Here is a 13393-nt window from a genome sequence, read left to right as displayed (position 1 = left end):
CAAGCGGGTTTTTTTATTCCCTTTGGTCTGCCCGAACATAAACTTAACCAAATGAACAATATTAGAATTGCAGTACAAAAGTCGGGTCGACTACACGATGATTCTCTAAAACTTTTAAAAGATGCAGGTATTTCCATTGATAACGGGAGAGAACAGCTTAAAGCGGCTTCAGGAAATTTTCCTCTTGAAGTGTTTTATCTCCGCAATGGCGATATTCCGCAGTATTTAAGAGATGGCGTGGTGGATGCGGCCATCATAGGTGAAAATGTCTTAGTGGAAAAAGGAGGAGATATTATAATGGCAGAAAAGCTTGGCTTTTCAAAATGCCGTGTCTCTCTTGCTGTACCCAAATCGGCAAAATATTCAGGAGTTCAGGATCTTCAGGGAGCAAGGATCGCCACATCCTATCCCAATACGGTAAAAGATTACCTCTCTAAAAAGGGAATTACAGCCGATCTTCATATTATTAATGGTTCTGTGGAAATTGCACCAAACATTGGCCTGGCCGATGCTATTTGTGATATTGTATCCAGCGGGAGCACTCTTTTCAAGAACAACCTAAAAGAGGTGGAGGTAATGCTCAAAAGTGAAGCAGTACTGGCAGTGTCGCCACAGATCTCTTCAGAAAGAAATGAGATCCTTAAAAAGCTTCAGTTTCGCATCAAGTCAGTGCTTCGTGCACGCAACTCAAAGTATATTTTAATGAATGTCCCTAATTTGAAGCTCGATGCAGTAGTGAAGCTACTTCCGGGGATGAGAAGTCCTACGGTTCTGCCTTTGGCCGAAGAAGGCTGGAGCTCACTTCACACAGTAATTTCAGAAGAGAGATTCTGGGAGGTGATCGATGAGTTAAAGCAGAATGGAGCCGAAGGTATTCTCGTTGCACCTATTGAAAAAATGGTACTATAAAAGTCGAACAAATGAAGAAATTTTTTGATCCTGAAAGCACTGAATGGAACTCCATTCTGGAACGACCCACACAAACGGTTGAAGATATTGAAAAAGTAGTGGAACAAATCTTCGGAGAAGTGAAAGAGCAGGGTGATGAAGCTGTGAAGAAATACTCCAAACTGTTTGATGGAAACATTTCGCCAAACCTTAAAGTAAGCGAAACCGAAATAAGTAACGCGTTATTGCAAGTCCCGGCAGAATTGAAGGCTGCCATTGATCTGGCTAAAGAAAATATAAGGAAGTTCCATGCCGCCCAAATAACAGAAAGAGTAGCTGTTGAAACCGTTGACGGGGTGAATTGCTGGCAGGAAAAACGACCAATACAAAAAGTTGGCCTGTACATACCGGGAGGTACAGCTCCTTTATTCTCTACCATATTAATGCTTGCAGTCCCGGCACAAATTGCAGGATGTAAAGAAGTGAGCCTTTGCACACCTCCTGCAAAAGATGGTTCTATCAATCCCGTGATCCTTTATACAGCCAAACTTTGCGGCATAGAAAAGATCTACAAAGTTGGAGGTATACAGGCAGTGGCAGCAATGACTTTTGGTACTGAAAGTATAGGCAAAGTCTACAAAATTTTTGGACCCGGAAATCAGTATGTAACCGTAGCAAAGCAAATGGCTACCAAATATAATGTGGCTATTGACATGCCTGCAGGACCATCAGAACTGCTCATAGTGGCCGATGATACTGCCGATGCAGCATTTGTAGCTTCCGATCTGCTTTCGCAGGCCGAGCATGGAGCCGATAGTCAGGTGGTGCTGGTATCACTCTCCAGGCAGCTTTTGGAAGAGGTTGAAAAGGAAATTGCCTCACAAATTGAAGAACTTCCGCGGAAGGAGATCGCAAAGGCAGCAATAGAGCACTCCAGGTTTATCTACATGAGTTCTGCTGAAAAAGCATTGGAACTTATAGACGAATATGCACCGGAACATTTTATCATCTGTACCGAAAATTCTGATTTTTTCGTGGAAGGAATAAACAATGCGGGATCTGTTTTTATTGGTAATTACACGCCTGAAAGTGCCGGTGATTATGCTTCGGGTACAAACCATACTCTACCAACGAACGGTTATGCAAAGCAATACAGCGGAGTCAACCTTGACAGCTTTACCAAGGCAATTACTTTCCAGAAGATCTCTGCGGAAGGAATTAAAAAGATTGGAAACTCCATCGAGTTAATGGCAGAAGCCGAAGGTTTACAGGCCCACAAAAATGCGGTTACTCTAAGGTTGAACAAGCTTAAAACTTCTGGTAATGAATAGGGATTTTAACCTGGAACGCCTGGTGCGGGCGAATGTCCTGAAAATGAAGCCGTATTCTTCGGCAAGGGACGAGTATAAAACAGACGGCCGAAAAATGACCTTTTTGGATGCTAATGAGAATCCCTTTGAAAATGGAGTGAATCGTTATCCCGATCCGCAGCAAGGGAAGGTAAAGGAGGTGCTTGCCTCTCAAAAAGGAGTTCCGGTTAGTAAAATTTTGCTTGGGAACGGAAGTGATGAAGTCCTGGATCTAATCTTCAGAGCATTTTGTCAGCCGCAGGTGGATAATGTGATCTCATTACCGCCAACCTACGGGATGTACAAGGTTCTGGCAGGGCTTAACGAAATCGAAGACAGGGAAGTGGTTTTGACTTTAGGTTTTCAGCCTGATGTAGAAGCAATTCTTCAAAAAACTGATGAGCAAACGAAATTGATCTTCCTTTGCTCCCCAAACAACCCCACAGGAAATTCATTTTCTGAATCTTCAGTAGAAAAAATTCTCAAAAGCTTTAATGGTCTGGTCATTATTGATGAGGCGTACATTGATTTTTCTACCGAAAGAAGCTGGCTGGAACGGCTTCAGGAGTTTCCTAATCTGGTGATTACACAAACCCTCTCAAAGGCTTATGGTCTTGCGGGAATCAGATTAGGAATTTGCTATGCTTCCGAAGAGATCATTAGCGTACTCAACAAGATAAAACCGCCTTACAATGTAAATGAGCTTACGCAGCAAAGGGCCCTAAAACGACTATCAGGACCCGAGGAGGTAAACAGGGAAGTGCAAACCATTCTGCAGGAAAGAGAATTACTGCGCACTAACCTCTCAAAAATGCCATTTGTGAAGGAAATTTTTCCTTCAGATGCTAATTTCCTGCTGGTGCGGGTGGAAGATGCCGGTGAAAAATATGAGGAGCTGCTGGAAGCAGGAGTGGTAGTGCGCAACCGAAGCAATCAGCAATTATGTGAAAACACGCTGAGATTTACAGTAGGAACGCCAGAAGAGAATAAAGAATTACTTAAGAAATTAACTCAGCTTACAGCATGAAAAAGGTACTTTTTATAGATCGTGACGGAACAATAGTTCTGGAACCCAATGATTACCAGCTCGATCATTTTGAAAAACTGGAATTTTACCCCGGAGCTTTTTACTACCTGGCTAAAATTGTCAAGGAACTGGATTATGAACTGGTCATGGTAACCAATCAGGACGGTTTGGGAACTGGCTCCTTTCCGGAAGATACTTTTTGGCCGGTGCAGAATTTTATCCTCAGGGCTTTCGAGAATGAAGGAGTGAAATTCTCTGAAATTGTGATTGACCGCACTTTTCCTGAAGATAATGCACCAACAAGGAAGCCCGGCACCGGACTTCTGAAAGCATATTTTGACTCTGAAAAGTATGATCTGGCCAATTCATTTGTGCTTGGCGACCGGCTTACAGATATGGAGCTGGCAAAGAACCTGGGCGCAAAAGGAATATTTATTACAGGACATGAAGAGCTGGGAAGTGAGGAGCTCTCGGTAAAGAAGGAGGAACTTCAAAAAAATATCAGGCTGGAGACAAACAGCTGGAAAGATATCTATGAGTTTTTAAAACTCGAGGAGCGCACAGCCTGCATCGTGAGAAAGACTAATGAAACTGATATTTCCATTTCTCTGAACCTTGACGGCACCGGAAAAAGTAAAATAAACACCGGGATCAAATTTTTTGATCATATGCTCGACCAGATCGCCCGTCACGGACAAATGGATCTTGAGATCACTGTGAAAGGAGATCTGGAGGTAGATGAACATCACACCATTGAAGATACAGCAATTGCGTTAGGGGAAGTCTTTTCTCAAGCCTTAGGCAATAAGCTTGGCATTGAACGCTATGGCTTTGCACTGCCAATGGATGATTGCCTGGCGCAGGTGGCTATAGATTTTGGCGGAAGGAACTGGTTGGTCTGGGAAGCCGATTTCAAAAGGGAGATGATAGGGGCTATGCCTACAGAAATGTTTTACCATTTCTTCAAATCCTTTACCGATGGAGCAAAGGCAAACCTGAATATCAAAGCCGAAGGCACAAACGAGCACCACAAAATAGAAGCAATTTTTAAAGCTTTTGCCAAAGCAATTAAAGTAGCGGTAAAAAGAGATCCGGATAAAATGATCCTGCCGTCAACTAAGGGAATGCTTTAGTAGACGTGAGATGTTAGATATGAGATATGAGACTTTAGAATTGAGATATGAGTATTGAGAATAAAATAGAATCTGAGAAAATAGTGATTATTGACTACGGAGCCGGAAATATACAAAGTATAAAATTTGCTTTGGAGAGACTCGGTTATGAAGGACTTTTAAGTGATAATGTTGAAGAGATAAAATCTGCAGATAAAGTAATTTTTCCGGGAGTGGGAGAGGCCAGTTCTGCAATGAAAAAACTGAAAAGCACAGGACTGGATAAATTGATTCCGCAGTTGAAACAGCCTGTATTGGGAATTTGCCTGGGAATGCAGTTAATGTGCAATCGATCTGAAGAAGGAGAAACTGAAGGTCTCGGAGTTTTCGATGTGGATGTGATCCATTTTGAAAAAACCTTAAAAGTTCCTCATATAGGCTGGAACAGGATTAAAGACCTGAAAACTGGCCTTTTTGAAGGGATAGCAGAACAGGAATTTGTTTACCTCGTTCATAGTTTTTACGCTCCTGTTTGTTCCGAAACCATAGCTAAATGTGACTACGGAGTCAATTATTCCTCTGCTTTAAAAAAAGACAATTTCTACGGTGTACAATTCCATCCTGAAAAGAGTAGCAGTGCAGGAGAGAAAATTCTGGAAAATTTTCTAAAGTTAGATTTACGAGGTTAGAAGTACGAAATGAAGTAAGATTTACGAAGCTAGAAGTACGATGGATAATAAGAAGAAAATGAAGGATATAAAATCAAGAACAAAGGAATTTGCTGTTAATTGTTGGAAGTTTTGCAGCAAGATTCCCCATTCACGGGAATATAACGCATATGTCAATCAGCTACTTAGGAGTTCAAGTTCTGTAGGAGCAAATTACCGAGCAGCCCAAAGGGCTAAATCAACAGCTGATTTCATTAATAAACTAAAAATAGTAGAGGAAGAGGCAGATGAAAGTATGTATTTTCTGGAGCTTTTCATTGAAATTCTTGATAAAGATATTCAGGAGGTAAAGCTTCTACATTCGGAAGCGAATGAAATAGTTTCTATTGTAGTAGCTTCAATAAACACAGCTAAAAGAAATCAACAGGAGAGATAAAACTTCTAAAATCTAACTTCTAAAATCTAACTTCAAATGAGAATAATTCCAGCTATAGATATCATTGACGGAAAGTGCGTAAGGCTTTCTCAGGGTGATTATAATTCAAAGAAAATATATAATGAGAATCCGCTGGAGGTGGCGAAAATGTTTCAGGATCACGGAATAAAATATCTGCACCTGGTGGATCTCGATGGCGCCAAATCAAAGCATATTGTCAATCATAAGGTTCTTGAAAATATCGCTACAGGAACTGATTTAAAGATAGACTTTGGCGGCGGATTAAAATCTGATAAGGATCTCGAGATAGCTTTTAACAGCGGAGCTTTCCAGATCACCGGCGGAAGTATTGCTGTGAAGGATCGGGAAATTTTTCTGTCCTGGCTTGAAAGATATGGCAGTGAAAAGATCATTTTAGGGGCAGATGCAAAAGATGAAAAGGTAGCAGTAAGCGGCTGGCTGGAAGAATCCAAAGAAGATTTGGTTCCATTTATAAAAAGTTATTCTAAGAATGGAGTAAAATATGTGATCTGTACCGACATTGCTAAAGATGGAATGTTGGAAGGTCCTTCTTTTGAGCTGTACCAAAAGATCCTGGAGAAAATTCCCGGCATTAAACTGATTGCCTCAGGAGGAATTGCAGAATTTGATGACCTTCCGAGACTTCAGGAGATAGGTTGTGAAGGGGCGATTCTTGGAAAGGCGATCTACGAGAATAAGATAAGTTTGAAACAACTGGAGAAATTCATAGGATGAAATTCCAAATTCCAATCTCCAGGTAATATTACGAGATAGGAATAGTGAATATAATCTCACATCTCATATCTCAAATCTAATATCTAAGAAATGTTAACAAAAAGAATAATTCCCTGCCTCGATATAAAAGACGGAAGAACGGTAAAAGGAGTAAATTTCGTGAGTTTACGGGATGCTGGAGATCCGGTTGAACTGGCTGAAGCCTATTCGAAGTCGGGTGCAGATGAGTTGGTTTTTCTCGATATCACCGCTACAGAAGAAAAACGAAAAACCCTGGCAGAACTTGTACGGAAGGTAGCCGCCAGGGTAAACATTCCTTTCACCGTTGGCGGCGGAATTTCTTCAGTGGAAGATGTCGACCTGCTTTTACAAAACGGAGCCGACAAAGTTGCAATTAATTCGGCTGCAGTAAAGAATCCGGAGTTGATCAATCAACTGGCAGCCAAATTTGGCAGGCAGTGTATTGTTGTGGCAATAGATGCAAAGCAGATAAGGGGAAAATGGCTGGTGCACCTTGTGGCTGGAAAAGTCCCGACAGAAATTGACCTTTTTGACTGGGTAAAGGAAGTTGAGGAGCGTGGTGCAGGGGAGATCCTGTTTACCTCGATGGATCATGACGGCACTAAGGCAGGTTTTGCCAATGAAGCCCTGGAGAAAATTTCAAAAATGGTAAGTATCCCTGTTATTGCTTCGGGTGGAGCTGGTACTAGGGAACACTTCTGTGATGCTTTTACAAAAGGAAAAGCTGATGCTGCATTGGCTGCAAGTGTTTTCCACTTTAAGGAAATAGAAATAAAAGATCTGAAGCAGGAGATGAAGGAAAAGGGGATTGAAGTTAGGATCTAGTTACTGGTGATTAGTGATTAGTTAATTGGGGTTTGTTTAAAAAATTGGGTTTTAATTGAAGTTGCGGGTAGCCGGTGAAGGGTTGGTACTTGGAAAACTGGGGAGTAATCTGCGGAGATCTGTGAGATTTGCGGGAAAAGAAACTGTTGCACGTTGCAAGTCGCAAGTTATTATGGGAATTTGGAATTTGGTGCCTGGTGCTTGGTTCAAAAGGAGGTCCCAACTTCGCTCGGCCTGACAACAGGATAGTTATGATAAATAAATAATGAAATGGAAATAGATTTTAGTAAAGATAAAGACGGTTTAGTACCTGCGATCATTCAGGATGCAGAGACGAAGAATGTGTTGATGCTGGGCTATATGAATGAAGCAGCATTAAAAAAGACCAAAGAGTTAGGAAAAGTGACATTTTTCAGCAGGAGCAAGCAAAGACTATGGACAAAAGGGGAAGAAAGCGGAAACTTTCTGACTCTTGTGGACATGAAACTAGATTGTGATAATGATACACTGCTTGTCCTGGTAAATCCTCAGGGACCAACCTGCCATAAAGGAACCGATACTTGCTGGGGAGAAAAAAATACTTCAGAAATACTATTTTTGACTCAGCTGGAAGAGGTGATCGCTGACAGAAGATCAAATCCCGAAAATGAGAAGAGCTATGTGGCTTCTCTTTTTAAAAGTGGTATCAATAAGATCGCCCAAAAAGTAGGAGAGGAGGCTGTGGAAGTGGTGATTGAATCCAAGGATAATAACGATGATCTGTTTCTAAACGAAAGTGCCGACTTGCTGTTTCACTATCTTATCCTCCTGCAGGCTAAAGGATACAATTTGAAAGACGTTACAGGAATATTGAGGGATAGACACAGTAAAAAATAAAAAGAGCCTGTGACGGTTTGTCACAGGCTCTATCTGTTTTATTTAAAAGTTTTTACTTCGAGTCTTCGGAATTTGTCTCTTTTTTGGCTTTTTCAACCTTTATAGTCAATTCCTTTTTCTCTTCATCAAGATCCATATAGACTTTATCACCTTCAGCAATGTGAGAGGTAATAATCTCTTCTGCCAGCGCATCCTCGATATACTTCTGGATTGCACGGTTTAGTGGTCTCGCACCGTATTGCTTATCAAAACCTTTTTCGGCAATATATTTTTTAGCTTCAGGACTTAACTCAAGGTCATATCCCAGAGCTCCAATTCTACCAAAAAGTTTTTCAAGTTCGATATCGATGATCTTAAAAATATCTTCCTGTTCAAGAGGATTGAATATCACAACGTCATCAACACGGTTAAGGAATTCGGGTGCAAATGCTTTTTTAAGGGCGCTTTCGATCACACTACGGGCATTATCGTCTGCCTGAGAAGTTCTTGCAGCTGTACCAAATCCTACTCCCTGTCCAAAATCCTTCAGCTTTCTTGCTCCAATGTTAGAGGTCATAATAATGATCGTATTTCTAAAGTCGATCTTACGACCAAGACTGTCAGTCAAATATCCATCATCAAGCACCTGTAATAACATGTTAAATACGTCTGGGTGAGCTTTCTCAACCTCGTCTAACAGGATTACAGCATAAGGTTTACGTCTCACCTTCTCGGTAAGCTGTCCCCCTTCTTCGTAACCTACATATCCAGGAGGTGCACCAATCAATCTACTCACTGCAAATTTCTCCATGTATTCACTCATGTCGATACGTATTAGCGCATCTTCATTGTCGAACAGTTCACGGGAAAGGATCTTTGCCAGCTGGGTTTTACCAACCCCTGTTTGACCAAGAAAAATAAAGGAACCAATTGGCTTGTTTGGGTCTTTAAGCCCCGCACGGTTACGTTGGATGGCTTTTACAACTTTTCCTACAGCTTCATCCTGGCCAATTACTTTGCCTTTGATCAACTCCGGTAATTTGTAAAGTTTATTGATCTCTGTCTGTGCAATTCTGTTTACAGGAACACCGGTCATCATAGATACTACATCGGCGACATTGTCTTCGGTCACCGTCTCGCGGTGCATTTTCGACTCTTCTTCCCATTTTGTCTGGGCTTTTGCCAGTTCCTTTTCTATGTTCTTTTCATCGTCACGCAGTTTGGCAGCCTCTTCATATTTCTGTTTTTTAACAACAGTATTTTTTAGCTCCCTTACTTCTTCAAGCTTGCGTTCCAGTTCAAGAATCTGTTTTGGAACATCGATATTGGTTATATGCACTCTCGACCCTGCTTCATCCAGGGCATCAATGGCCTTGTCTGGGAGGAACCTATCTGTCATATACCGGCTGGTAAGCTTCACACATGCCTGTATGGCTTCGTCTGTATAAGTTACGTTATGGTGTTCTTCGTATTTATCCTTAATGTTGTTAAGGATCTCGATAGTTTCTTCAATGGTTGTAGGCTCTACAATTACCTTTTGAAAACGTCTTTCAAGAGCCCCATCTTTTTCAATATACTGCCTGTACTCATCTAGTGTAGTGGCACCAATACATTGTATTTCACCTCGGGCGAGGGCAGGTTTGAACATATTGCTGGCATCCAGGCTTCCGGTTGCGCCACCTGCACCAACAATGGTATGGATCTCATCAATGAAAAGGATGATGTCATCATTCTTTTCAAGCTCGTTCATAACGGCTTTCATTCTTTCCTCGAACTGCCCGCGGTACTTTGTGCCTGCCACTAAACTGGCAAGATCAAGTGTTACCACACGTTTGTCAAAAAGGATCCTTGAAACCTTTCTTTTTACAATTCGAAGGGCAAGACCTTCAGCAATTGCCGATTTACCAACACCCGGTTCTCCAATAAGAAGTGGATTGTTCTTCTTTCTTCGGCTTAATATCTGCGAAACTCGTTCAATCTCTTTCTCACGACCTACAACAGGATCCAGTTTATCCAGCTCTGCAAGGGCAGTTAAATCCCTTCCGAAGTTATCTAAAACAGGAGTTTTTGACTTCTTGGTAGATTTTCCAGGCGTTCCTGCGAAAGGATTGCTCTTTCCGGAATCATCTGAAGTTGCATCTTCATCTGAAAAAGATTCAGAAGTAGGAGAATCTATATAATCGTCATCGTTGGTGATCATATATTTGAACTGGTCTTTAACCCCGTCGTAGTCCACCTTAAGCTTATTTAAAAGCTTTGTTGTAGGATCATTTTCATTCCTTAAAATACATAACAACAAGTGCGCAGTATTTATAGAAGTGCTTTGGAAAAGCTTGGCTTCCAAAAATGTGGTTTTTAAAGCTCTTTCTGCCTGGCGGGTTAAGTGAAGATTTCTCTTCTCATTAGATTCTACGGCCACATCTGGGTTGGCAGGGCTAAGGATCTCTACTTTTCTTCTTAAGTGAGTGAGATCGACATCCAGGGCATGAAGTATATTAATGGCTTTGCCATCTCCATCCCTTAGAAGACCCAGCATTAAATGCTCTGTGCCTATAAAGTCATGTCCAAGCCTCAAGGCTTCTTCTTTGCTATAGGCAATCACATCTTTTACTCTTGGTGAAAAATTATCATCCATTTTAATTCCTTTCTCTCTGATTATTTATATCAAGGTTTCAAAAACCATACCCGATTGTATCTATTGTCTTCTTCTGAAGTAAAGCTAATTGACGAATTTGGTTTAATAAAACAAAGCAGAATGTAATGAACTTATTAACCAAGCACAACTAAAAATTTGTTAATAAAATACAAGAAAACCTCAATGAATAGTGTACCCGGCTAGCCTAAAATGCGTAAATTGGCACGTTAGATTTTTGAACCAAAATAATAGAATATTTATGGCTGAAGGAGAAAAGTTAATTCCTATCAATATTGAAGATGAAATGAAGTCGGCTTACATTGATTATTCAATGTCGGTCATTGTGTCACGTGCCCTGCCAGACGTGCGTGACGGGTTGAAACCGGTTCACCGCCGGGTATTATATGGAATGTATGAATTGGGAGTGCTTTCCAACAGAGCTCACAAAAAATCTGCTAGAATTGTAGGGGAAGTATTAGGTAAGTTTCACCCACACGGGGATTCTTCTGTTTACGACACTATGGTACGTATGGCCCAGGAATGGAGTTTACGTTATATGCTGGTAGACGGGCAGGGTAACTTTGGTTCGGTTGATGGCGATAGCCCTGCTGCTATGCGATATACCGAGGCAAGGATGCGCAAAATAAGTGAAGATATGTTGGCCGATATTGATAAGGAAACGGTCGATATGCAGCTTAACTTTGATGACACTATTCATGAACCTTCAGTGTTACCCACACGTATCCCTAACCTTTTAGTGAATGGAGCCAGTGGTATTGCAGTTGGTATGGCTACCAATATGCCGCCTCACAACCTTTCGGAAGTTGTGGACGGTGTGATAGCATACATTCACAATCATGATATTGAGGTAGATGAACTTATAGAGCATGTAAAGGCTCCCGATTTTCCAACCGGGGGAACAATTTACGGGTATGATGGAGTTCGGGAAGCTTTTAAAACCGGGCGTGGAAGAGTAGTTATAAGAGCTAAGGCTCATACCGAAGAGGTTGCAGGTAAGGAGGCAATTATCGTTACAGAGATCCCTTACCAGGTCAACAAGGCTGAAATGATCAAAAAAACAGCTGAACTTGTAAATGACAAGAAGATCGAGGGTATTTCTCTTATAAGAGATGAGTCTGACCGTAATGGAATGCGAATAGTGTATATCCTTAAAAGAGATGCTATTCCAAACATCGTTCTTAACCTCCTTTACAAACATACTTCGCTTCAAAACTCATTTAGTGTCAACAACATTGCGCTGGTAAAAGGACGTCCCCAAATGCTCAATTTGAAGGATATGATCTACCATTTTGTTGAGCACAGGCATGAAGTTGTGGTTCGACGAACAGAGTATGAACTTCGCAAAGCCGAGGAGCGTGCACATATATTGGAAGGATTAATCATTGCATCAGATAATATTGATGAGGTAATTGCATTAATAAGGGCTTCCAGTAATGCCGATGAAGCACGGACAAAATTAATTGAACGTTTCGAACTTTCTGAGGTCCAGGCAAAGGCTATCGTAGAAATGCGTTTGAGACAACTTACAGGTCTTGAGCAGGATAAACTACGTGCAGAGTATGAAGAGATCATGAAGACCATTGAGGATCTTAAGGACATTCTTGCCCGAAAGGAAAGAAGAATGGATGTGATCAAGGAGGAATTGCTGGAGGTCAAAGAAAAATATGGAGATGAAAGACGTTCCAACATTGAATATGCCGGTGGAGATTTAAGTATGGAAGACATGATCCCGGATGAACAGGTGGTAATTACTATTTCACATGCGGGGTATATTAAACGTACATCATTAACAGAATATAAAACGCAAAATCGGGGAGGAGTTGGACAAAAAGGTTCTACAACCCGAAATGAAGATTTCCTGGAGAACCTCTTTATAGGTACCAATCACCAGTACATGTTATTTTTTACTGAAAAAGGTAAGTGTTTCTGGATGAGGGTGTTTGAGATCCCAGAAGGAAGTAAAACTTCAAAAGGTAGAGCAATCCAGAACCTGATCAATCTTGAGCCGGATGATAAGCTAAAAGCTTTTATTTGTACAAAAGACCTTAAGGACGAGAAGTATATAAATAGTCATTATGTAATGATGGCTACCAAGAAAGGGCAGGTGAAAAAGACTTCTCTTGAACAATACTCAAGGCCGAGGACTAACGGGATCAATGCAATTACAATTCGTGAGGGGGATGAGCTTCTTGAAGCAAGATTGACCACCGGTGCAAGTCAGGTGATGTTGGCTCTTAAGAGCGGTAAAGCCATTCGTTTTGATGAGAGCAAAACCAGGCCCATGGGAAGGAACGCATCTGGAGTTCGGGGAATTACTCTCGCAGATGATAATGATGAGGTTGTAGGAATGATTACCGTAGAGAACCCAATGGAAGAGACTATACTTGTGGTTTCAGAAAATGGATATGGTAAACGTACCTATATAGATGACCCCGAAGATGGGGAACCAACCTACAGAATTACCAACCGTGGAGGTAAGGGTGTGAAAACCATTTCAATTACAGCCAAGACCGGGAACCTTGTTGCCATTAAGAATGTGACCGATCTTGATGATCTTATGATCATCAATAAGTCTGGATTGGCCATTAGAACATCTGTGTCAAACTTAAGAGTAATGGGCCGCGCCACACAAGGGGTAAGGTTAATTAACTTAAAGAATAATGACTCTATTGCTGCAGTGGCAAAAGTGATAAACGAGGAGGAAGATGTTGAGGATGTAGCTGGAGATGCAACCCCCGAGATCACTGATCAAAATGATGATGGCACAACTATTGCAAACGATAGTGAGGAATAAATTTTA

General features: G+C 41.3%; 11 protein-coding genes. 10 read left to right on the top strand and 1 reads right to left on the bottom strand.

Going from position 1 to position 13393, the window contains the following annotated elements; all coding sequences use genetic code 11:
* Nucleotides 1–51: 51 nt before the first annotated feature.
* The 9 genes from hisG to hisIE all read left to right on the top strand — a co-directional run bounded on the left by hisG (nucleotide 52) and on the right by hisIE (nucleotide 7958).
* The gene (gene hisG / locus OU683_RS08725; protein WP_268137280.1) at nucleotides 52–909 is read left to right on the top strand and encodes an ATP phosphoribosyltransferase; all 858 of its coding nucleotides are present in this window, start codon (nucleotides 52–54) and stop codon (nucleotides 907–909) included.
* An 11-nt stretch (nucleotides 910–920) separates the two neighbouring features.
* Entirely contained in the window at nucleotides 921–2219 is a 1299-nt protein-coding gene (gene hisD, locus OU683_RS08720) for a histidinol dehydrogenase (protein WP_268137278.1), read from the top strand.
* Complete coding sequence (hisC, locus tag OU683_RS08715) at nucleotides 2212–3264, top strand: histidinol-phosphate transaminase (protein WP_268137276.1); 1053 nt, start codon at nucleotides 2212–2214, stop codon at nucleotides 3262–3264. The genes hisD and hisC overlap by 8 nt, the downstream gene beginning before the upstream one ends.
* Complete coding sequence (gene hisB, locus OU683_RS08710) at nucleotides 3261–4397, top strand: bifunctional histidinol-phosphatase/imidazoleglycerol-phosphate dehydratase HisB (protein WP_268137274.1); 1137 nt, start codon at nucleotides 3261–3263, stop codon at nucleotides 4395–4397. Before hisC ends, hisB begins: the two co-directional genes overlap by 4 nt.
* Before the next feature lie 47 nt (nucleotides 4398–4444).
* Nucleotides 4445–5065, top strand: a complete 621-nt coding sequence (gene hisH, locus OU683_RS08705) for an imidazole glycerol phosphate synthase subunit HisH (RefSeq protein ID WP_268137272.1) — start codon at nucleotides 4445–4447, stop codon at nucleotides 5063–5065.
* A gap of 58 nt (nucleotides 5066–5123) precedes the next feature.
* A complete protein-coding gene (locus OU683_RS08700) occupies nucleotides 5124–5480 on the top strand; it encodes a four helix bundle protein (protein WP_268137270.1) in 357 nt (118 codons plus the stop codon).
* A gap of 36 nt (nucleotides 5481–5516) precedes the next feature.
* Nucleotides 5517–6236 (top strand): 1-(5-phosphoribosyl)-5-[(5-phosphoribosylamino)methylideneamino]imidazole-4-carboxamide isomerase, encoded by a 720-nt coding sequence (gene hisA, locus OU683_RS08695; RefSeq protein WP_268137268.1) that lies wholly within the window; start codon nucleotides 5517–5519, stop codon nucleotides 6234–6236.
* Between the two features lie 90 nt (nucleotides 6237–6326).
* Nucleotides 6327–7082, top strand: a complete 756-nt coding sequence (hisF, locus tag OU683_RS08690; protein ID WP_268137266.1) for an imidazole glycerol phosphate synthase subunit HisF — start codon at nucleotides 6327–6329, stop codon at nucleotides 7080–7082.
* A gap of 270 nt (nucleotides 7083–7352) precedes the next feature.
* Nucleotides 7353–7958: a bifunctional phosphoribosyl-AMP cyclohydrolase/phosphoribosyl-ATP diphosphatase HisIE gene (hisIE, locus tag OU683_RS08685; RefSeq protein WP_268137264.1), complete on the top strand. Its 606-nt coding sequence runs from the start codon at nucleotides 7353–7355 to the stop codon at nucleotides 7956–7958.
* A 52-nt stretch (nucleotides 7959–8010) separates the two neighbouring features.
* Here hisIE and OU683_RS08680 read toward each other — a convergent pair whose 3' ends face one another.
* Nucleotides 8011–10572 carry an ATP-dependent Clp protease ATP-binding subunit gene (locus tag OU683_RS08680; protein ID WP_268137262.1) on the bottom strand — a complete coding sequence of 854 codons (2562 nt, stop codon included), beginning with the start codon at nucleotides 10570–10572 and terminating at the stop codon, nucleotides 8011–8013.
* A gap of 259 nt (nucleotides 10573–10831) precedes the next feature.
* Here OU683_RS08680 and gyrA point away from each other — a divergent pair, with 259 nt between their 5' ends.
* On the top strand, nucleotides 10832–13387 hold the full coding sequence (gene gyrA / locus OU683_RS08675; protein ID WP_268137260.1) for a DNA gyrase subunit A: 2556 nt from the start codon (nucleotides 10832–10834) through the stop codon (nucleotides 13385–13387).
* Nucleotides 13388–13393: the final 6 nt, after the last annotated feature.

It is taken from the genome of Salinimicrobium sp. TH3 (assembly GCF_026676115.1).
GTDB lineage: Bacteria > Bacteroidota > Bacteroidia > Flavobacteriales > Flavobacteriaceae > Salinimicrobium.
This window is presented reverse-complemented; position numbering and strand designations above follow the sequence as displayed.

Coding starts and splice junctions, on each gene's coding strand:
- hisC (WP_268137276.1), top strand. CDS start 2,212: ATGAATAGGGATTTTAACCTGGAACGCCTGGTGCGGGCGAATGTCCTG.
- hisA (WP_268137268.1), top strand. CDS start 5,517: ATGAGAATAATTCCAGCTATAGATATCATTGACGGAAAGTGCGTAAGG.
- hisF (WP_268137266.1), top strand. CDS start 6,327: ATGTTAACAAAAAGAATAATTCCCTGCCTCGATATAAAAGACGGAAGA.
- hisG (WP_268137280.1), top strand. CDS start 52: ATGAACAATATTAGAATTGCAGTACAAAAGTCGGGTCGACTACACGAT.
- hisH (WP_268137272.1), top strand. CDS start 4,445: ATGAGTATTGAGAATAAAATAGAATCTGAGAAAATAGTGATTATTGAC.
- hisB (WP_268137274.1), top strand. CDS start 3,261: ATGAAAAAGGTACTTTTTATAGATCGTGACGGAACAATAGTTCTGGAA.
- hisD (WP_268137278.1), top strand. CDS start 921: ATGAAGAAATTTTTTGATCCTGAAAGCACTGAATGGAACTCCATTCTG.
- gyrA (WP_268137260.1), top strand. CDS start 10,832: ATGGCTGAAGGAGAAAAGTTAATTCCTATCAATATTGAAGATGAAATG.
- hisIE (WP_268137264.1), top strand. CDS start 7,353: ATGGAAATAGATTTTAGTAAAGATAAAGACGGTTTAGTACCTGCGATC.
- OU683_RS08700 (WP_268137270.1), top strand. CDS start 5,124: ATGAAGGATATAAAATCAAGAACAAAGGAATTTGCTGTTAATTGTTGG.
- OU683_RS08680 (WP_268137262.1), bottom strand. CDS start 10,572: ATGGATGATAATTTTTCACCAAGAGTAAAAGATGTGATTGCCTATAGC.